This window comes from Stenotrophomonas sp. LC732 (assembly GCF_052446685.1).
GTDB lineage: Bacteria > Pseudomonadota > Gammaproteobacteria > Xanthomonadales > Xanthomonadaceae > Stenotrophomonas > Stenotrophomonas muris.
The window spans coordinates 1,054,466-1,072,983 of record NZ_CP199214.1 but is presented as its reverse complement, the minus strand read 5'-3'; the positions used below and the strand labels follow the sequence as shown (position 1 = coordinate 1,072,983).

18 protein-coding genes and 1 pseudogene are annotated in these 18,518 nt (G+C 67.5%); 5 read left to right on the top strand and 14 right to left on the bottom strand.

Features of this window, described 5'->3' with window-relative positions; genetic code table 11:
* Positions 1-135: 135 nt before the first annotated feature.
* The 3 genes from mutS (at position 136) to ACT6SE_RS05165 (ending at position 5,235) form a co-directional block, all read left to right on the top strand.
* Complete coding sequence (gene mutS, locus ACT6SE_RS05175; protein WP_444811107.1) at positions 136-2,691, top strand: DNA mismatch repair protein MutS; 2,556 nt, start codon at positions 136-138, stop codon at positions 2,689-2,691.
* 189 nt (positions 2,692-2,880) lie between these two features.
* Positions 2,881-4,524 carry a catalase gene (locus ACT6SE_RS05170; protein ID WP_444811106.1) on the top strand — a complete coding sequence of 548 codons (1,644 nt, stop codon included), beginning with the start codon at positions 2,881-2,883 and terminating at the stop codon, positions 4,522-4,524.
* 108 nt (positions 4,525-4,632) lie between these two features.
* Positions 4,633-5,235, top strand: coding sequence for a DUF937 domain-containing protein (locus ACT6SE_RS05165; protein ID WP_046429556.1), 603 nt, complete (start codon positions 4,633-4,635; stop codon positions 5,233-5,235).
* A gap of 38 nt (positions 5,236-5,273) precedes the next feature.
* Here ACT6SE_RS05165 and ACT6SE_RS05160 read toward each other — a convergent pair whose 3' ends face one another.
* On the bottom strand, positions 5,274-5,681 hold the full coding sequence (locus ACT6SE_RS05160) for an RNA-binding S4 domain-containing protein (RefSeq protein ID WP_014646408.1): 408 nt from the start codon (positions 5,679-5,681) through the stop codon (positions 5,274-5,276).
* 9 nt (positions 5,682-5,690) lie between these two features.
* Complete coding sequence (locus ACT6SE_RS05155; RefSeq protein ID WP_014646407.1) at positions 5,691-5,930, bottom strand: hypothetical protein; 240 nt, start codon at positions 5,928-5,930, stop codon at positions 5,691-5,693.
* 62 nt (positions 5,931-5,992) lie between these two features.
* Here ACT6SE_RS05155 and ACT6SE_RS05150 point away from each other — a divergent pair, with 62 nt between their 5' ends.
* The gene (locus ACT6SE_RS05150; protein WP_014646406.1) at positions 5,993-7,453 is read left to right on the top strand and encodes an MATE family efflux transporter; all 1,461 of its coding nucleotides are present in this window, start codon (positions 5,993-5,995) and stop codon (positions 7,451-7,453) included.
* A gap of 117 nt (positions 7,454-7,570) precedes the next feature.
* On the opposite strand, the gene ACT6SE_RS05145 is transcribed toward ACT6SE_RS05150, so the two are convergent.
* From ACT6SE_RS05145 to ffh, 10 genes are all read right to left on the bottom strand, one after another.
* Positions 7,571-7,978 (bottom strand): DUF1801 domain-containing protein, encoded by a 408-nt coding sequence (locus ACT6SE_RS05145; RefSeq protein ID WP_046429553.1) that lies wholly within the window; start codon positions 7,976-7,978, stop codon positions 7,571-7,573.
* A gap of 38 nt (positions 7,979-8,016) precedes the next feature.
* On the bottom strand, positions 8,017-8,451 hold the full coding sequence (locus tag ACT6SE_RS05140; RefSeq protein ID WP_032956352.1) for a DUF1801 domain-containing protein: 435 nt from the start codon (positions 8,449-8,451) through the stop codon (positions 8,017-8,019).
* Positions 8,452-8,530: 79 nt separating this feature from the next.
* On the bottom strand, positions 8,531-8,911 hold the full coding sequence (locus ACT6SE_RS05135) for a DUF6404 family protein (protein WP_032956354.1): 381 nt from the start codon (positions 8,909-8,911) through the stop codon (positions 8,531-8,533).
* Between the two features lie 82 nt (positions 8,912-8,993).
* Positions 8,994-9,395 (bottom strand): 50S ribosomal protein L19, encoded by a 402-nt coding sequence (gene rplS, locus ACT6SE_RS05130; RefSeq protein WP_005415736.1) that lies wholly within the window; start codon positions 9,393-9,395, stop codon positions 8,994-8,996.
* Positions 9,396-9,549: 154 nt separating this feature from the next.
* The gene (gene trmD / locus ACT6SE_RS05125; RefSeq protein ID WP_046429552.1) at positions 9,550-10,308 is read right to left on the bottom strand and encodes a tRNA (guanosine(37)-N1)-methyltransferase TrmD; all 759 of its coding nucleotides are present in this window, start codon (positions 10,306-10,308) and stop codon (positions 9,550-9,552) included.
* Between the two features lie 8 nt (positions 10,309-10,316).
* Complete coding sequence (gene rimM / locus ACT6SE_RS05120) at positions 10,317-10,829, bottom strand: ribosome maturation factor RimM (protein ID WP_010483256.1); 513 nt, start codon at positions 10,827-10,829, stop codon at positions 10,317-10,319.
* A 44-nt stretch (positions 10,830-10,873) separates the two neighbouring features.
* Positions 10,874-11,134: a 30S ribosomal protein S16 gene (gene rpsP / locus ACT6SE_RS05115; protein WP_005415733.1), complete on the bottom strand. Its 261-nt coding sequence runs from the start codon at positions 11,132-11,134 to the stop codon at positions 10,874-10,876.
* A gap of 98 nt (positions 11,135-11,232) precedes the next feature.
* Complete coding sequence (locus tag ACT6SE_RS05110; RefSeq protein ID WP_046429550.1) at positions 11,233-12,045, bottom strand: aminotransferase class IV family protein; 813 nt, start codon at positions 12,043-12,045, stop codon at positions 11,233-11,235.
* Positions 12,042-13,118, bottom strand: a complete 1,077-nt coding sequence (locus tag ACT6SE_RS05105) for an NAD(P)H-dependent flavin oxidoreductase (protein ID WP_046429548.1) — start codon at positions 13,116-13,118, stop codon at positions 12,042-12,044. The genes ACT6SE_RS05110 and ACT6SE_RS05105 overlap by 4 nt, the downstream gene beginning before the upstream one ends.
* A gap of 127 nt (positions 13,119-13,245) precedes the next feature.
* Positions 13,246-14,622, bottom strand: a complete 1,377-nt coding sequence (gene ffh, locus ACT6SE_RS05100; RefSeq protein WP_014036403.1) for a signal recognition particle protein — start codon at positions 14,620-14,622, stop codon at positions 13,246-13,248.
* Between the two features lie 122 nt (positions 14,623-14,744).
* Here ffh and ACT6SE_RS05095 point away from each other — a divergent pair, with 122 nt between their 5' ends.
* Complete coding sequence (locus ACT6SE_RS05095; protein ID WP_014646399.1) at positions 14,745-15,539, top strand: cytochrome C assembly family protein; 795 nt, start codon at positions 14,745-14,747, stop codon at positions 15,537-15,539.
* 99 nt (positions 15,540-15,638) lie between these two features.
* Here the strand turns inward: ACT6SE_RS05095 and ACT6SE_RS05090 are convergent, their stop codons facing one another.
* Positions 15,639-16,103 (bottom strand): hypothetical protein, encoded by a 465-nt coding sequence (locus tag ACT6SE_RS05090; protein WP_046429584.1) that lies wholly within the window; start codon positions 16,101-16,103, stop codon positions 15,639-15,641.
* Positions 16,104-16,210: 107 nt separating this feature from the next.
* Positions 16,211-18,518 (bottom strand): annotated as a pseudogene (locus ACT6SE_RS05085) (tetratricopeptide repeat protein).

Genomic DNA, 18,518 nt, shown 5'->3' with positions numbered 1-18,518 from the left:
CACTACAGAAAACACCGTCACTCGCCTTCATTCGCCTCGAATCACCGTCACTCCACTCAAAGCCCTTCAACTCAAGTGATTGATATTAAAGAAAACAACAGCGCCAGCAAGGGCTCGAAGGAACACACGCCTGCGATGAAGCAGTTCTTCGCAGCCAAGTCCGAGTATCCGGACCCGCTGCTGTTCTTCCGCATGGGCGACTTCTACGAGCTGTTCTACGACGATGCGCGCAAGGCCGCGCGCCTGCTCGACATCACCCTGACCCAGCGTGGCAGCTCCGGCGGCGCGCCGATTCCGATGGCCGGCGTGCCGGTACATGCCTATGAAGGCTACCTGGCGCGGTTGGTGGCGCTGGGCGAGTCGGTGGCGATCTGCGAGCAGATCGGCGACCCGGCGCTGGCCAAGGGCCTGGTCGAACGCAAGGTGGTGCGCATCGTCACCCCCGGCACCGTCACCGACGAAGCGCTGCTGGACGAACGCCGCGACACCCTGCTGATGGCGCTGTCGCGCACGAAGCAGGGCTACGGCCTGGCCTGGGCCGACCTGGCCGGTGGCCGCTTCCTGGTCAATGAAGTCGAGACCGACGACGCGCTGGAAGCCGAACTGGCCCGACTGGAGCCGGCCGAGCTGCTGGTGCCCGACGAGGAGAACTGGCCCGACTTCCTGCGCCACCGCACCGGCGTGCGCCGCCGTGCGCCGTGGCTGTTCGACGCGGACAGCGGCCGCCGCCAGCTGCTGAACTTCTTCAAGCTGCACGATCTGAGCGGCTTCGGTATCGATGACAAGCCACGTGCCACCGCCGCCGCCGGCGCCCTGCTCGGTTATGTCGAGGAAACCCAGAAGCAGCGCCTGCCGCACCTGACCTCGATCGCGATGGAAACCGCCGCCGAGGCGATCGCGATGAACGCCGCCACCCGCCGCCACCTGGAACTGGATACGCGCGTCGACGGCGATACCCGCAATACCCTGCTGGGCGTGCTCGACAGCACGGTGACGCCAATGGGCGGGCGCCTGCTGCGCCGGTGGCTGCACCGCCCGCTGCGCCTGCGCGAGGTGCTGGTACAGCGCCACCATGCGGTGGAAACCCTGATCGATCGCGGCATCGATGCCGACATCCGCGAACAGTTCCGCCGCCTCGGCGACCTGGAACGCATCCTGACCCGCGTCGCACTGCGTTCGGCGCGCCCACGTGATTTCTCCACCCTGCGCGATGGCCTGGGCCTGCTGCCAGCGGTGCGCGAAGTGCTGGCGCCGCTGGATTCACCGCGCCTGCAGGCACTGCATGCCGCCTTGGGCGAGCACGACGCGTGCGCACAACTGCTGGCCAGCGCCATCGCCGAAATGCCGCCACTGAAGCTGAGCGACGGCGGCGTGCTGGCCGATGGCTTCGATGAAGAGCTGGACGAGCTGCGCCGCCTGTCCACCCATGCCGACCAGTTCCTGGTTGACCTGGAACTGCGCGAGCGCGAGAGCAGCGGCATTCCCACCCTGAAGGTGGGCTACAACCGCGTGCACGGCTACTACATCGAAATCAGCAAGGGCCAGTCCGATCGCGCGCCGGTGCACTACACCCGCCGCCAGACGCTGACCAATGCCGAGCGTTACATCACCGAAGAACTGAAGGCATTCGAGGACAAGGTGCTGTCCGCGCGCGACCGTTCGCTGTCGCGCGAGAAGTACCTGTACGAGCAGCTGCTGGACACCCTCGGCGAACAGCTGGAACCGTTGAAGCAGTGCGCCGCCGCGCTGAGCGAACTGGACGTGCTGGCCGCCTTCGCCGAACGCGCGCAGGCGCTGGACTGGTCGCGGCCGGAACTTGAAACGGCACCGTGCCTGAAGATCGAGCGTGGCCGCCATCCGGTGGTCGAGGCGGTGCGCGAGCAGCCGTTCGAACCCAACGATCTGGATCTGCATCCGGACCGCCGCATGCTGGTCATCACCGGTCCGAACATGGGTGGTAAATCGACCTACATGCGGCAGAACGCGCTGATCGTGCTGCTGGCCCACATCGGCAGCTTCGTGCCGGCCAGCCGGGCGCTGATCGGCCCGATCGACCGCATCCTGACCCGCATCGGCGCCGGTGACGACCTCGCCCGCGGGCAGTCGACCTTCATGGTCGAGATGGCCGAGACCAGCTACATCCTGCACCACGCCACCGCGCATTCGCTGGTGCTGATGGACGAGATCGGCCGTGGCACGTCCACCTACGACGGCCTGGCGCTGGCCGACGCGGTGGCCCGCCACCTGGCCTACCAGAACCGCTGCTACACGCTGTTCGCCACCCACTACTTCGAGCTGACCGCGCTGGCCGACGAGCAGCACGAGGGCGGCCGCAGCGGCATCGCCAACGTGCACCTGGATGCCGTCGAGCACGGTGAAGCGCTGGTGTTCATGCACGCCGTTAAGGACGGCCCGGCCAACCGCAGCTTCGGCCTGCAGGTGGCCGCACTGGCCGGCCTGCCGCGCGCCACCGTGGCGCAGGCGCGCCGTCGACTGGCCGAGCTGGAACAGCGCGGCGGTGAGAGCCATGCCGCCGAGCTGGCGCCGCAGGCATTGGATGCACCGCAGCAGTTCGGCCTGTTCGCGGCGCCGTCGAACAAGGCACAGGAAGCACTGGCCGCCATCGATCCGGACGAACTGACGCCGAAGCAGGCACTGGAAGCGCTGTACCGACTGAAAGCACTGCTGTGACCGCAGCACGCACCCATGGCTTCCCGCCGCCACGCGGGAGGCCTGTCGAAAGATCCGGCAAATCTGATTCTTTGTTTCAATTGACAAAAACTATCAAACTGAGCGGATCATTCGATTATTCATTTCATCTGGCCCTAGCTAAAGTCGAGTGAAGATGTTCCATCCCGTCTTCACCCGCAGGAGCCAGCCATGAGCCAGTCCGATAACAACAGCCCGAAATGTCCGTATCACACCGCGCCGTCGCCTGCGGAAGGCGCCCAGCAGCAGCGCGAGCTGAGCACTACCCCGAAGCAGAAGCATGGCGATGAACCGGTCACGCCGATGACCACGGCCTTCGGCGCGCCGGTGGTGGACAACCAGAACAGCAAGACCGCCGGCCCGCGTGGCCCGCTGCTGATGGAAGACGTGTGGCTGCTGGAAAAGCTGGCCAACCTCAACCGCGAGATCATTCCCGAGCGCCGCATGCACGCCAAGGGCTCGGGCGCATTCGGCACCTTCACCGTCACTCACGACATCAGCAAGTACACCCGCGCCAAGCTGTTCGAGAAGGTCGGCAAGCAGACCGAGATGTTCGCCCGCTTCACCACGGTGGCCGGCGAGCGTGGCGCCGCCGACGCCGAGCGTGACATCCGCGGCTTCGCCCTGAAGTTCTACACCGAAGAAGGCAATTGGGACCTGGTCGGCAACAACACGCCGGTGTTCTTCCTGCGCGACCCGCGCAAGTTCGCCGACCTCAACAAGGCCGTCAAGCGCGACCCGCATACCAACCTGCGCAGCGCACGCAACAACTGGGATTTCTGGACGCTGCTACCCGAAGCCCTGCTGCAGGTGACCGTGGTGATGAGCGACCGCGGCATTCCGCGCAGCTTCCGCCACATGCACGGTTTCGGCTCGCACACCTACAGCTTCACCAACGCCGACAGCGAGCGCTTCTGGGTGAAGTTCCACTTCATCAGCCAGCAGGGCATCGAATCGCTGACCGACGCGCAGGCGCAGATCCTGGTCGGCCATGACCGCGAAAGCCACGGCCGCGACCTGTTCGCCGCGATCGAGAAGGGCGACTTCCCGAAGTGGAAACTGTTCATCCAGGTCATGCCGGAACTGGAGGCGGAAACCTACCGCATCCATCCGTTCGACCTGACCAAGGTGTGGCCGAAGAGCGACTACCCGCTGATCGAAGTGGGCCAGTTCGAACTGAACCGCAATCCGGTCAACTGGTACCAGGACGTGGAGCAGTCAGCGTTCGCGCCGAGCAACCTGGTGCCGGGTATCGGCCCGTCGCCGGACAAGATGCTGCAGGCGCGCCTGTTCGCCTACTCCGATGCGCAGCGCTACCGCCTGGGCGTGAACCACCACCAGATTCCGGTGAACGCGGCGCGCTGCCCGGTGCACAGCAACCACCGCGACGGTGCGATGCGCGTGGACGGCAACTACGGCGGCCTGCCGCACTACGAACCCAACAGCTACGGCCAGTGGCAGGAACAGCCGCAGTACCGCGAACCGCCGATGAAGATCCGGGGCGACGCCGACTTCTGGAACTTCCGTGAGGACGACGCCGACTACTTCAGCCAGCCCGGTGCGCTGTTCCGCAGCTACAACCAGGCACAGAAGGAGCGACTGTTCGCCAACACCGCCCGTGCCCTGGGCGATGCGCCGGACTTCATCAAGCAGCGCCACATCGACAACTGCAGCAAGGCCGACCCGGCCTATGGCGCTGGTGTTGCCGCGGCCCTGAAGGCGCTGGCCAGCCAGCCAACGGATCCGTTCAAGCCGGCCCAGCTGGAAGCGGACTTCCCCACCGCGACCCCGGGTGCCGAAGACATCGAGCTCTGATCGCCCTGCCCCGTGAACGCCACGCCGCCTCCCCGTGAGGCGGCGTCGCCGTTTTAACGGTCTGCGTCGTACCTTCTGCACGCCCAACCCCAATCAAGGATTCCGCAGATGAGCCTGACCGACGAACTTCTCGCCAAACTGCAGGGCGCCCCGCTGCAGCAGGTATCGCAGCAGCTCGGCATCAGCGATACCCAGGCCTCCGGTGCGATCAGTGCCGCGCTACCGGTGCTGATGGGCGCGCTGGGCAACAACGCCTCGCAGCCGCAGGGCGCACAGGCGCTGCTCGGTGCACTGCAGAACAACCACAGCGGCCTGGACCTGGGCAGCGTGCTCGGCTCGGTACTGGGCGGCGGTGGCGGTGGCGCCGCCAGCGACGGTGCCGGCATCCTCGGCCACATCTTCGGCGGCAGCCAGCAGAAGGTGGAAACCGGCCTGGCCCAGGCCACCCAGCTCGACAGCGGCCGTACCAGCCAGCTGCTGCAGATGCTCGCACCGATCGTGATGGCCTTCCTCGCCCAGCGCCTCGGTGGTGGCCAGGCCGATGCCGGCTCGCTCAGCCAGGCCCTCGGCCAGGAAAAGCAGCAGGTGCAGCAACAGGGCGGCCTTGCCGGCGGCCTGCTTGGCAGCGTGCTGGACCAGGACGGTGACGGCCAGCTCGGCGTGGGCGATCTGCTGAAGATCGGCGGCAGCCTGCTGGGCGGCAAGCGCTGAGCCAAGGGGGCGCCGGACCCGGTCTGGCGCCCTGCAACTTACAACGCGTCGATATCGCCGAGCGCGCGGATCAACCGCCGTGCGCGTTTGTCCGGCTTGTGCTCCGGCGGCTGGAAACCATCGCGTGCGGCGATGCGCAGCGCCCGCTGCTCGGCGCGGCGGGCCCTGGAGGCCTCACTCTCGGCATACAGCTGCTGCGCCGCCGGCGCCGGCCCGCGCTGATCGCTCAGCCCCAGCACCTGGATCTCGAAATGCTCCTCGCCGCGATCCACCTGCAGCTGCTCGCCGACGCGCACCGCGCGTGAGGATTTCGGGCGCTGCCCAGCCACGCTGACCTTGCCGGTCTCGATGGCCTGCTTGGCCAGGCTGCGGGTCTTGAAGAAACGGGCCGCCCACAGCCAGATGTCCAGGCGGACACTGGGCGGCAGCGGGGAAAGCTCGGTCATCGGCAGGGACTACTCCGTTCGCTTGTTCAGGGGACGCGGGTTGTCGGGGTCGGTGCGGCAGCCGCTGCCCCCGATCAGGGTGGGTACGCCGGCAGAAAGATCCTGGCGCTGGCTGCCGACCAGGCACTCGGGCCGGTCGGTGGGCCGCACCTGGGTATCGCCCAGCCGGTCACCTGTCGAACATGCGGCCAGTACGACGCTGATCAAGGCCAGCGCCAGGCTCCACTTCACCTGCAGTCGTTGATGCATTGCCACATCCCGCAAACCGGCTTGGTGCTAGTGTGCGCCTCCCGGGATTCGATCACCACTCCATGGCCAAAGCGCCGCTTGACCTGACCTCCGGCCCGATCGGCCGCAATCTCCTGCTGTTTTCCCTGCCGATCCTGGCAGGCAACATCGCGCAGTCGCTGAACGGTTCGGTGAATGCGGTCTGGGTCGGGCGCTTCCTCGGTGAGGCGGCACTGACCGCCACCGCGAACGCCAACAACATCATGTTCTTCCTTATCGGCTCGGTGTTCGGCTTCGGCATGGCTTCGACCATCCTGATCGGACAGGCGATCGGCGCGCGCGACATCGCGCAGGCGCGGCGCGTGGTCGGCACCAGTGCCACCTTCTTCATCGGCCTGTCGGTGATCATCGCCATCGCCGGCTGGTTCATGGCCCATCCGCTGCTGGCGGCGATGGGCACGCCGGCCGCCTCGCTGCCATTGGCCGAGGCCTACCTGCAGATCATCTTCCTGGCGATGCCGACGCTGTACGCGTTCGCCTTCCTCACCGCCGCCCTGCGCGGTGCCGGTGATTCGCGCACGCCGTTCCGCTTCCTGATGGTATCGGTGGCACTGGACATCGTGCTGAACCCTGTACTGATCTTCGGCATGGGGCCCTTCCCCGCGCTGGGCATCGCCGGCTCGGCCTGGGCCACGCTGGTCGCGCAGACGCTGTCGCTGGCCGGCCTGCTGCTGTACATGCGGCACAAGCGCCACACCCTGTGGCTGGGCCGCGCCGACCTGCGCCTGTTCAAGCTCGACATGACCATCCTCAAGGCGCTGGTGGTCAAGGGCGTGCCGATGGGCCTGCAGATGGTGCTGATCTCGCTGTCGGTGATCCTGCTGATGACCATGGTCAACCAGTACGGCACCGACACCGCCGCGGGCTACGGCGCGTCCCTGCAGCTGTGGAACTACCTGCAGATGCCGGCGATGGCGATCGGTGCGGCGTGTTCTTCGATGGCCGCACAGAACGTCGGTGCGCAGCGCTGGGACCGCGTGCGCGGTACCGCACGCCAGGGCGTGCTGTTCAACTTCCTGCTGACCGGCGCGCTGATCCTGCCGTTGGTTGTGTTCGATCGCCAGCTGCTGGCGCTGTTCCTGCCGCCGGCCAGCCAGGCGCTGGACATCGCCCGCCACCTCAACCATGTGGTGATCGGCTCGTTCCTGTTCTTCGGCGTCAGCTTCGTGATCTCCGGCGTGGTGCGCTCCACCGGCGCGGTGATTCCGCCACTGCTGATCCTGGCCGGCTCGCTGTGGGGCGTGCGCGTGCCGTTCGCCGAACTGCTGCAGCCGTACTGGGGCGCCGATGCAATCTGGTGGAGCTTCCCGGTCAGCTCGCTGGTGTCGATGCTGCTGTCGCTGGCGTATTACCGCTGGGGCGGCTGGCGCAAGGCGAAGATGATGGGCAAGCCCTCGCATGCCGAAGAACTGGCGACGCCGTCGGAGATTCCGGCCTGTCCGCCGTCGCCGGTGGCCGACCCGGATGCCGCACCGCCACGGTAGTGCCGGCCGCCGGCCGGCAACCTCATGGACCGGCCAATGACAAGGTAGTGCCGGCCGCTGGCCGGCAACCTCACACCTCTCCAGCAGCATCGCGCAACAGCCGGCCAGCGGCCGGCTCTACCGTTTCTTCTTCGCCGCATTGAACGCCGCCCCTGCGCGCAGCAGCGCCTTGAACGCAGCGGCATCCGGCATCGCACCTTCATGGATGTCGATCGCACGCCGCGTGTTGCCCTCCAGGCTGGCGTTGAACAGGCCCTTCGGGTCCGCCAGCGCCGCACCGTTGGCGAAGGTCAGTTTCACTGCCTGCTTGTAGGTTTCGCCGGTGCACAGGATGCCGTTGTGCTCCCACACCGGTGTACCGCGCCACTTCCAGGCTTCCTGCACGTCCGGCAGCGCTTCATGGATCAATGCACGCACGCGTGCCAGCGTTTCGCCGCGCCAGTCTCCCAGCTCGGCGATGCGTGCATCGATCAGTTCGGTCGCCGGGGTTCCGGCACCGTCAGGGTTCGGCGCGTGCGTGGCCATCAGCGGTTCTCGTCGGGAAAGGAATCAGAACGGTGGGCTTACATGCGCTCGCCGGGCAACGCGGCGGCCTGGCGCACCCAGTCGAGGAACTGTGCCTCATCCAGCGCGCCATCCTGTGCGATATGCAGGTAGCGCGTATCGGCACTCCTGGACGGCTCGGGCGGCATCGGCTTCAGCACCGCGCCACGAAAGAACGCCACCTTGATGTAGCGGGTGAAGCAATGGAAGCTGAGAAACCAGCCTTCGCCCGGCGCCACCGCATACATCGGCGAGTTCCACTTCACCGCCTTGTGCACGCCGGGTACGGCCCGTTCGATCAACGCATCCAGCTGTGCGCCGACCGGGCGTTTCCAGTCCGGCATGGCGGCGATGTATGCCTGCACCGGAGCATCGCCCTCGCCCTTGGCGATCCGGGGGTTGCCGCCGGACAACAGCGTGGGCGCGGTGGAAGGTGCGGTTCGCTTGGCAGGCATCGCACGGCACGTCCATCGGGATGAAACCGCAGCCTAGCGCGGCCCGTAGCCAGCGGTCACGGCGCAGTGCGCCATCGGCTCAGTCCGCCTGCCGCGCCCGGAACTGGCGCCAATCCGGCAGCTTGCGGTGGCGGCGCAGCGAGCGCATCAGCGCCGCCATCACAAGGCCGAACAGCGCGCCGGCCACCAGACCGGCCACCAGCAACAGCACCAGCGGACGTTCGCTGCCCTGCCACAGCATCAGCCACATCAGCGCGGTCCAGAACAGCCCGAACAGCAGGCCCTGCACCAACGCGTTGGTGCCAAAGCCGGCCAGGATCGGTGGCGGCAGTGCGATGCCCAGGCGCCACAACAGGCGATGCAGCAACGGCGCCGATTGCACGCGTGCCAGCCCCTTGCCGTCGAGAAAGCGCAACGCCGACTGGATCACGGCCGGATAGCGAAGGTTGATGTCGTTCATCACCTGATCGTGGCCGATGCGATGCCGGAAACGCAAACGGCCACCCGAAGGTGGCCGTCGCGGCAACAACCGAAGTTGTTTATCAGGCCTTGTCGGCCAGACGGGCAGCCTTGGCGGCAGCAGCGGCAGCCAGGTCTTCCTTGATGCGGGCAGCCTTGCCTTCCAGGCCACGCAGGTAGTACAGCTTGCCGGCGCGGACCTTACCACGACGCTTCACTTCGACCGAGTCGATGATGGCGCTGTGGGTCTGGAAAACGCGCTCGACGCCGTAGCCGTGCGAGATCTTGCGGACGGTGAACGAGGAGTTCAGGCCGGCGTTCTTGGTGGCGATGACGACGCCTTCGTAGGCCTGCACGCGCTCGCGGCTGCCTTCCTTCACCTTCACGTTGACGACAACGGTGTCGCCCTGGCTGAACTTCGGCAGTTCACGGGTGATCTGGGCGGATTCGAATTCCGCGACGATGGACTTGTTCAGCTTGCTCATGGGTTACACCGATTCTTGTTCGGGTGGGCGTGTCGTATCGACAACGTAGGCTCATGCAGTCACCGGACTGTGCTGCACGTTTGTTTTGGGTACTGCGCGCGCCGACCAGGGCCGACGGGAATTGGCCATGATAGCCGATAAAGCCGACCCTGCGCTAGGGGCTGGCCTTCTGGTTCCGGGCCTGACGGCCCTGCTCCAGCAGTTTGCGGTCGGCCTTGCCCAGTGCCTGCTCATCCAGCAGGTCCGGGCGCCGCTCGGCGGTCCGGAGCAGCGACTGCTGGCGGCGCCAGGCGGCGATGGCCGCGTGGTTGCCCGAGCGCAGCACGTCCGGCACGTCACCCAGCGGGTGCTGGGCCGGCTGGCTGTAGTGCGGGCAGTCGAGCAGGCCGAGGTCGCCCTCGAAGCTGTCCTGCGCCGCCGATTCGGCGTCGTTCAGGGCACCGTCCTGCAGGCGGGCCACGGCGTCGATGATCACCGCCGCGCCCAGTTCACCCCCGGACAGCACGTAGTCGCCGAGGGAGATCTCCTCGTCGACATTGGCCTCCAGGAAACGCTCGTCGATGCCCTCGTAGCGGCCGCAGAGCAGGACCACGCGCGGCAGCGCCGCCAGTTCCCGCACCTTGGCCTGGGTCAGCGGCGCCCCCTGCGGGCTGAGGTAGATCACCCGCGCCGGGGTCGGATCAGCCTCACGGATCGCCTGCAGGCAGGCCTGCAACGGCTCGATCAGCATCACCATGCCCGGGCCACCACCGAACGGACGGTCGTCCACGCGGCGGTAGTTGCCTTCGGCGTAATCACGGGGGTTCCAGCCGTGCAGGCTGAACAGCCCCTTCTCCTGCGCGCGCCCGACCACGCCCAGTCCGGCGGACTGGGCGAGGAACTCGGGGAACAGGGTGATGACGTCGAAACGCATGCTCACGCTCAGAACTCGGGATCCCAGTCGACCACGACCAGGTTGGCCTCGAAGTCGACCGACTTGACGAAGTCCGGCTGCACGAACGGAATCATCCGCTCGCGATCACCGCGGACCACCACCACGTCGTTGGCGCCGGTGCTGAACAGGTGCGAGACCTGGCCCAGGGCAACGCCCTCGGTGGTCTTCACGTCCAGGCCTTCCAGGTCCACCCAGTAGTACTCATCGGGCTTCGGTGGCGGCAATGCACTGCGGGCCACGTAGATCTCGGTGCCGTGCATCGCTTCGACGGTATCGCGGTCCTCGACGCCGGGGAAACGGGCGACCAGGTGCTTGCCGCTGTCGCGGCCACGCACACCTTCAATCGTGGTTTCCACGCCGGACGGGCTGCGCACGATCCACGGCTGGTAACGGAAAATGGCGGAACGTGGCTCGGTCCAGGACTCGAGCTTGATTTCGCCGCGCACACCAAAAGCGCCGACAACCCTGCCCAGCAGGATGCGGCGCTCGATATCTTTCATCTGCTTCAACCAAGAGGGCCACGCCGAAGCGTGGCCCGTCAGGATCAGGCCGCAGCGGCCTGGGACTTGGTCGCTTCCTTGATCAGGTTGCGGACCTTGTCGGTCGGCTGGGCGCCGTTCTTGACCCAATGGTCAACGCGGGCCAGGTCCAGCTCGATGCGCTTCTCGGCGCCCTGGGCAACCGGGTTGTAGAAGCCAACGCGCTCGATGTTGCGGCCGTCGCGCGCGCTGCGCACGTCGGTGACGATGATGTGGTAGAACGGACGCTTCTTGGCGCCGCCGCGGGTCAGTCGAATCTTGACCATGGTGTTTTTCCTATTGCCCAGTCGCCAGGATGGCGAGGTAAGCGGGCGATTATAGCGGCAGAGCCCGGCCGAGCCAACCCCGGGGAACCCGCCCGGGGTCAGAACCCTTTTGCGCCGCAAAAGGGATCTGACCCCAATCTGTCCCAAGGCACCGCCGCCAGCACTGCCCTGCCCCGTTCAGCCAAGGCCTGCGAGCCGGGCAGGACATGCCCGTCAATGGCGTCCAGCGCCCAAAGACCGCTGGCGTTGCAGGCAAACGCGCTCTTCACACCGGCCAGGTCCGCCAGCCGCAACGGCTGCGTCGCCTGCGCCCCCGGCCAATGCTGCTTCAACAGCGCCTCGGCGGTCCCGCGCAGGGCCGGCGCCTGCGGCCAGAGCAGCCGTTCACCATCGTGCACGGCCAGATTCCAGGTGCTGCCTTCACTCACGTCGCCATCGGCGGTCACGAACAGCACATCGTCGAATCCTTGCGCCATCGCCGCGCGACGCTCGGCAAACAGGCCAAATGTGCCCACATGCTTGATCTGCGGCATTTCGCGCTGCCAGGCCACGCTGCGCACGCGCTTGGGCGCGGCCAGGGCCACCGGCGCTGAAACTGCCACCAGCACGTCCACCGGCACGGCCGCCAGCGGATTGCGGAAATCGAAGCGGCGCGAGTACACCGTCACCCGCAGCGAGGCATCGGCCAGGCCGGCCTGCCGCAGCGCCTGCGACATCCACGCCTGCACCTGCACCGTGTCCAGTTCGCTGCCGAACAGTTCGCGCGTGGCCTGCGACAGCCGCGCCAGATGCAGGTCCAGCCCCTGCACTGCACCACCACGCACCTGCAGCGAGGTGAAGTGGCCGTAGTTCACCAGCGCCGGCAGCAGGTCCGCCACCTGCGCCGGCTGGCCATTGCAGGTGACCCTCATCGCAGCAGCGCCTGCGCCTGTTCCCACATGCCGCGCAGCACGTCGGCGGCCGGCTGTGCAGGCGCCATCCACGCCGACTGCCCGGCCCAGGCCTGCATCGCCGCCAGGCGATTTTCCTGCACGGCCTGCTTGCGCATCGGCGCGGTCAGGCCACGCTGCACCGGGTACGGGCGCGGCGCAGGGGCGCCTTCGGCAGCAGCGGCGCGCACATACGCGGTCGCCAGGCCACGGCCAAGGCGGCCGCTGAACGCGCGCGTCGGCCAGGTATCTTCCGGTTCGCTGGCGGCCAGCCCATCGGCCCACGCCGACGCGATCGCCGCCTCGGGCGTGCGCAGGAAGGCGGTGCCGATCTGGACGGCGCTGGCCCCCAGGGTGAGTGCGGCAGCAATGCCACGGCCATCGGCGATGCCACCGGCAGCGATCACCGGAATCTGCAGGTGATCGGCCAGGCGCGGCAACAGCGCGAACAGCCCGACCAGCTGGCGTTCGGCCATTGCCGGATCAAACGCACCGCGATGGCCACCGGCCTCCATGCCCTGCGCCACCACGGCGTCGGCACCGGCGTCCTGTGCGGCACGCGCTTCGGACAAGGTGGTCGCGCAGGCGATCCAGGCAATGCCGGCGTCCTTCAGCTGCTGCACGTGGCGCGGCAGCAGCACGCCCATGATGGTCGAGGCCACCGCCGGGCGTGCCGCAAGCAACGCAGCGAACTGTTCTTCGAAATCGGCAGGCGTGGCGTCGGCGGCGCTGGCCGGCACGTCCGGGCCCCACTGCGCGAGGAAAGCGCGGCTGGCGGCCTCGGCAGCGACATCACGGCTCGGTGCGGGGTCCGGCAGCCACAGGTTCACCTGCGCCGGGCCGGTGGAGGTCGCGCGGAAGTCCTCCATCCAGCGACCGATATCGGCCGACGACGACAGCACCGCGCCCATCGCCCCCATGCTGCCGGCATTGGCCAGCGCGGCGGACAACGGTACGGGGCAGGCACCGGCCATCGGTGCCAGCAGGATCGGAACGGAAATGCCAAAGCGCCGGCAGAACGCCTCGACGCGGGAAGTTACAGCGGAACTCTGCATGACGGCCCATCGTTTCGGACAGGCCCCCATGGTGCGCGCGGGACAGGGGAAGAGTCGAGCCTGCTGCTGCGCGCCGCCGCCCGAGCGTGAGCTCGGGCGCTACATCACACTGCGGACGGGGCCGTCATCAACGGAACGGCATGCCGCGGCCGCCCATGGCGCCCATCATGCCCTTCATGCTGCGCAACATGCCCTTCATGCCACCGCCGGCCATCTTGCTCATCATCTTTTCCATCTGCATGTACTGCTTCATCAGCTTGTTGACGTCGGCCGGGGTCACGCCCGAACCCTTGGCGATGCGCGCGCGGCGCGAGCCGTTGAGCAGGTTCGGGTTGCGCCGTTCCTTCTTGGTCATCGAGCCGATGATGGCGATCATGCGCGGCACTTCCTTGCCCTGGCTGACCTGCTGCTTCAGGTGGTCGGGGATGTTGCCCAGGCCCGGCAGCTTGTCCATCAGGCCGCCGATGCCGCCCATGTTCTGCATCTGCTCGAGCTGGTCGCGCATGTCGTTCAGGTCGAACTTCTTCCCCTTCGCGACCTTCTCGGCCAGCTTGGCGGCCTTGTCCTTGTCGACCTGCTGCTCCACCTGCTCGACCAGCGACAGCACGTCGCCCATGTCGAGGATGCGGCTGGCGATGCGGTCCGGATGGAACACGTCCAGGCCTTCCGGCTTTTCGCTGACACCGACGAACTTGATCGGCTTGCCGGTGATGTAGCGCACGCTCAGCGCGGCACCGCCACGGGCGTCACCGTCGGTCTTGGTCAGCACCACGCCGGTCAGCGGCAGCGCATCACCGAAGGCCTTGGCGGTGTTGGCCGCGTCCTGGCCGGTCATGGCGTCGACCACGAACAGGGTTTCGGCCGGGTTCACCGCAGCGTGCAGGGCCTTGATCTCGGCCATCATCGCTTCGTCGATGGCCAGGCGGCCGGCGGTATCGACCAGCAGTACGTCGACGAACGACTTGCGGGCATCGTCGATGGCAGCGCGGACGATGGCTTCCGGCTTCTGGTCGGCGCTGGACGGGAAGAACAGCACGCCCACCTGCTCGGCCAGGGTCTTCAACTGCTCGATCGCGGCCGGGCGGTAGACGTCGGCCGAAACCACCATCACCTTCTTCTTGCGCTTTTCCTTCAGGTGCTTGGCCAGCTTGCCCACCGTGGTGGTCTTGCCGGCGCCCTGCAGGCCCGCCATCAGGATGATGGCCGGAGCGGGCACATTGAGGTTCAGGTCGCTGGCCTCGGCACCCATCACCGCGGTCAGCTCGTCGCGCACGACCTTGATCAGGGCCTGGCCCGGGGTCAGCGACTTCAGCACTTCCTGGCCGACCGCGCGCACCTTGATGCGCTCGATCAGGGCCTGCACCACCGGCAGCGCGACGTCGGCTTCGAGCAGCGCGATGCGTACTTCGCGGGTCGCCTCGCGGATGTTCTCCTCGGTCAGGCGGCCGCGGCCACGCAGGCGCTCGATGGTGCCGGAAAGGCGCTGGGTCAGGGACTCGAACATGCGGCGCAACCTGTCTGAAAGCGGGGGACAATAAGGCAGACAGTATAACGGGTCCGGCTGTCCGCCCGGACTGCGACCACCGGGCCGTCGCCAGCATCACAGGGGTATGCGAAACTGCAACGATGACAATCGTTCTCATCGCCGTCCTGCTCTACCTGGCTGCCAGTGCCCTGCTGGTGCGCGCGCTCGGCCGCGATGAAAGCACCGGCTCTCCCACCTGGCTGTGGCCGGCCCTGCCAGCGATGCTGCTGCATGGCGGTTACCACGTGATGGTGGCGATGCGCACCAACGGCGGGCCGGACATGCACTTCTTCGCCGCGCTGTCGCTGGTCGGCCTGGGCATGGCCTGGCTGACCTCGCTGGTGGGCGCGCGCGGCCGCATGTCGGCGCTGGGCGTGGTGGTGTTCCCACTGGCCGCGGTACTGCTTCTGGCCTATCACGGCTACGGCCACGAGCCGAGCAAGGTGCTGGGCTGGCGCCTGGCCAGCCATGCCTGGCTGGCGCTGCTGGCCTACGCCACGCTGAGCATCGCCGCGCTGCTGGCGATCATGCTGTGGCTGCAGGAACGCGCCCTGCGCCGCCGCGAGTTCCGCCCGTGGCTGCGCGCGCTGCCACCGCTGGCCGACCTGGAATCGCTGCTGTTCCGGGTGATCACGGTCGGCTTCGCGCTGCTGACACTGACCCTGGTCACCGGCGTGCTGTTCGTCGATGACCTGCTGGCGCAGAAGCTGGTGCACAAGACCGTGCTGAGCGTGCTGTCGTGGATCGTGTTCGGCGTGCTGATGATCGGCCGTCGCCGCTACGGCTGGCGCGGCATGAAGGCGGTGCACTGGACGCTGGCGGCAATGCTGTTGCTGCTGCTGGCGTTCTTCGGCAGCCAGTTCGTGATCGAACTGGTGTTCGGGCATTCGCGATAAAGGCATGCCGACCAACGGTCGGCACCCACCCAACATCACCTGGTAGTGCCGGCCGCTGGCCGGCAACTGGACCGCACCCTGCGTGGATGCTGCCGCCGGTCAGGGCACCGGCTGCGCCAGGATCTTCCGCACCGAACGGCCGCTGTTGGTGAGGATGTCATCGACCTGCCAGCAGCCCTGGCCCTGGCGCACCATCGGCAGACGGGTCACGTAGGCCTTCTTCCATACCGCATAGCGCATCTCGACCTGGCCGGCAGTGGCCGAGGCCTCTTTCCAGCGATAACGCACCGGGGTTTCAATGTCGCCGTCCTGCGCATCCAGCCACGGGTCGGAATCGATCGTGCAGATGCCCTCTTCGCGCTGCTGGCAGGCACGCTCGCCACGCAGTGCCTTGCCGAACGCCGGGCTGACCAGCGCGGGCGGTGGCTCCAGCAAGTCACCATTGCCGGTCGTGGCTTCGAAGAAGGCACGGGCAACGGCCATGGGTTCCTGGCAGGCCGGTGCGGCCTGCACGGTGGGGGCCAGCAGCAGCCCGGCGATCACGAACATCCCTGTCTTTCGCATGTATTCCATTCCCTGGTGGTGATGATGATCCGTTGTAGAGCCGAGCCCATGCTCGGCTGCTTTCCGCGTGGGCCGAGCGCAGGCTCGGCTCTACAGGAGCGTGCAGCTTACAACCCGTAACGCTCGATCACGTCCAGGTGCGGCTGGCGATCCTGGTCACAGGCTTCAGCCAGGCGCAGCCAGCAATGCGGATGCGGCCACGTCGCGGTGTGCTGCTGGAGGAAGCGGTGCAGCGCCAGCGGCGCATGGTCCTGCGGCTGGGCGACGGTGAACAGCAGGCCGGGCAGCGTGCCCTCCTCCCTATCGGGGTCGGTGACAGTGTAGTCCGGGCGGCTGTGCGACCACACCTTCCAACCCTGTGCTTCGGCCGCCTCGACGAAGGCATTCCACGCCTCTTCGCCCGGGTGCGCGCCATCGATCATCCAGCTGCGGGCGAAGCCGCCGCGCTCCAGCACATGCACCTGCGCATAGGTCGGGATGAAATGCTCGCGCGCTTCCTCCTCCTCGGGTGCCGGATGCACCAGTGCGGCATCGAACACCACCCAGTCGCCCACCTGCTGTGCGCGGTTGGACGGCGCATTCTCGACGATGCGCGCGGTCACCGGGCCGCTGCGGCGGGCGTAGTACTCCATCGGCTCGCCGTTCTCTTCGCTGCGGATGATCACCCAGCCCCATGGCTCCTCGACCACACCTTCCTGGCTGGACAGCTCCATGCCGATCGCCGCGGCCGAGCGGCGCACCGCGTCCCAGTCGCGCGCCGCGCTGGCCGCACTCATGTGGTCCCAATGCGCGGCGTTCGGCTCGTCCAGCAGCTCCACCAACTGCGCATAGCAGGCCTGGGCCTCGCTGAAGCGGCCGGTTTCCATGTACATGCGCGCCAGCGTGCCGCGCGCGCCGTGCGAGCCCGGAGACAGCTCCAGAAGCGATCGGGCCGCCTGCTCCAGCGCCGGCCAGTCGGACACCCGGCGTGCGCGCTGCACGTCGCACCAGTGCGCGAACACCGGCACGCTGCTGCGGTAGACCTCGGCCAGCTGGCGCAGGCCGTCGTCGTCCCCCTGCTCGGCCAGCCAGCGCATCAGCGTGTAGGCTGCGGGACCATCGTTCTGCGCATGGCTGCGTACGAACCGCCACAACAGCGCTCGCGCCTCGGCCTGCGCGCCGCAGGCGCTCAGCGCCGAGGCGGCCATCTCGGCCAAGGCCTCGTCATCGGGCAGCTGCGCCTGCGCCTGCAGCAACCACTGCGCCTCGCGCTCGGGGTCGCGCGCCTGGTTCTGTTCACCCTGCGCGTCCAGCCATGCCAGCAGCTCGCCGGCCGGCACCGGCAGCGGTGCGACATCCGGCAATGCATCGATGCGTGCCGCCAGGCCGGCCACCAGCGCTGCCGCCCCCCCGGTCCTGGCGCAGCTGCGCCAGATGGGTGCGGGCCAGTTCCAGCTGGCGCAGCGCCACCCAGCGCGCACCACGCTGCAGGGCAAGCTCCAGGCTCAGCGCTGCCACTTCGATCAGCAGGCGATGCGATCCGACCCGGGCGAAGTGCTCGATGATCGTGTTGAAGCGCGTGCCCAGGTCCCACGTATTGCGCGCAGGGTCACGCTGGCACAGCGCTGCGGCGGTGTTCGCCCACAGCCGCCAGTAATTCGGGGTCAGCTCGCTCCACGGCACCAGCTGCTGCAGCGCTTCTTCGTCGCGGCCCAGCTGGGCCAACGCCCATGCCTTGGACAAGCGGCGCGGCACCGTGCAGTTGGCCGGCTCGTACTCCCCGGAGGCGGCCACTTCGGCTTCGCGCTTCTCGATCAGCGCCAGTGCCTCGTCGGCGCGGCCGACAGCGAGCAGGATCTTGATCTGCATCTCCGGGAAGCTGTCGAACACTTCCTTGCCACAGGCCTCCACGGCGTCGGCCTGCGCCTGCAGGTAATCCAGCGCCTCCTGGCCACGGCCATCGTCGAGCAGCGCATCGGCTTTCTCGCAGCTCAGGCACTGGAAGCAGGCCCAGCTGGGATCGATGCGGCCGAGGGTCTCGTCGCACACCTCGATGCGCTCGGGCACCCAGCCCGGGCCATCGATGTTGCCGTAGCAGGCGGCCAGGTCCTGGGTCACGCAGATCGACTGCGGGCATTCCAGGGTGTCTTCGCGGTGTGCCCGCTCGAACAGCGAAACGGCTTCGCCAAGTGCGCTCTCGCCTTCAACACGGTTGCCGACGCGGTTGCGCAGCGCCCAGTGGCCGACGTAGACGTCGACCCAGGGGTTGTCGAGCGCCTTGCCCAGTGCGCGTGCTTCGGGCAGCAGTGCATCGACGCGGTCGATCTGCAGTTCACTGACCTCGTCGGCGAGGCGGTTCAGCAGGTGCGCGTTCTGCGCCTGGCCGGCCTGGCGCAGGTCGCCCTGCAGTTTTTCGACCCAGTTCCAGATGTCCAT

What these genes read in the sequence shown, in the direction of transcription:
- mutS (WP_444811107.1), top strand. Translation starts at nt 136, where the DNA reads ATGAAGCAGTTCTTCGCAGCCAAGTCCGAGTATCCGGACCCGCTGCTG.
- ACT6SE_RS05170 (WP_444811106.1), top strand. Translation starts at nt 2,881, where the DNA reads ATGAGCCAGTCCGATAACAACAGCCCGAAATGTCCGTATCACACCGCG.
- ACT6SE_RS05165 (WP_046429556.1), top strand. Translation starts at nt 4,633, where the DNA reads ATGAGCCTGACCGACGAACTTCTCGCCAAACTGCAGGGCGCCCCGCTG.
- ACT6SE_RS05160 (WP_014646408.1), bottom strand. Translation starts at nt 5,681, where the DNA reads ATGACCGAGCTTTCCCCGCTGCCGCCCAGTGTCCGCCTGGACATCTGG.
- ACT6SE_RS05155 (WP_014646407.1), bottom strand. Translation starts at nt 5,930, where the DNA reads ATGCATCAACGACTGCAGGTGAAGTGGAGCCTGGCGCTGGCCTTGATC.
- ACT6SE_RS05150 (WP_014646406.1), top strand. Translation starts at nt 5,993, where the DNA reads ATGGCCAAAGCGCCGCTTGACCTGACCTCCGGCCCGATCGGCCGCAAT.
- ACT6SE_RS05145 (WP_046429553.1), bottom strand. Translation starts at nt 7,978, where the DNA reads ATGGCCACGCACGCGCCGAACCCTGACGGTGCCGGAACCCCGGCGACC.
- ACT6SE_RS05140 (WP_032956352.1), bottom strand. Translation starts at nt 8,451, where the DNA reads ATGCCTGCCAAGCGAACCGCACCTTCCACCGCGCCCACGCTGTTGTCC.
- ACT6SE_RS05135 (WP_032956354.1), bottom strand. Translation starts at nt 8,911, where the DNA reads ATGAACGACATCAACCTTCGCTATCCGGCCGTGATCCAGTCGGCGTTG.
- rplS (WP_005415736.1), bottom strand. Translation starts at nt 9,395, where the DNA reads ATGAGCAAGCTGAACAAGTCCATCGTCGCGGAATTCGAATCCGCCCAG.
- trmD (WP_046429552.1), bottom strand. Translation starts at nt 10,308, where the DNA reads ATGCGTTTCGACGTCATCACCCTGTTCCCCGAGTTCCTCGCCCAGTCC.
- rimM (WP_010483256.1), bottom strand. Translation starts at nt 10,829, where the DNA reads ATGAAAGATATCGAGCGCCGCATCCTGCTGGGCAGGGTTGTCGGCGCT.
- rpsP (WP_005415733.1), bottom strand. Translation starts at nt 11,134, where the DNA reads ATGGTCAAGATTCGACTGACCCGCGGCGGCGCCAAGAAGCGTCCGTTC.
- ACT6SE_RS05110 (WP_046429550.1), bottom strand. Translation starts at nt 12,045, where the DNA reads ATGAGGGTCACCTGCAATGGCCAGCCGGCGCAGGTGGCGGACCTGCTG.
- ACT6SE_RS05105 (WP_046429548.1), bottom strand. Translation starts at nt 13,118, where the DNA reads ATGCAGAGTTCCGCTGTAACTTCCCGCGTCGAGGCGTTCTGCCGGCGC.
- ffh (WP_014036403.1), bottom strand. Translation starts at nt 14,622, where the DNA reads ATGTTCGAGTCCCTGACCCAGCGCCTTTCCGGCACCATCGAGCGCCTG.
- ACT6SE_RS05095 (WP_014646399.1), top strand. Translation starts at nt 14,745, where the DNA reads ATGACAATCGTTCTCATCGCCGTCCTGCTCTACCTGGCTGCCAGTGCC.
- ACT6SE_RS05090 (WP_046429584.1), bottom strand. Translation starts at nt 16,103, where the DNA reads ATGCGAAAGACAGGGATGTTCGTGATCGCCGGGCTGCTGCTGGCCCCC.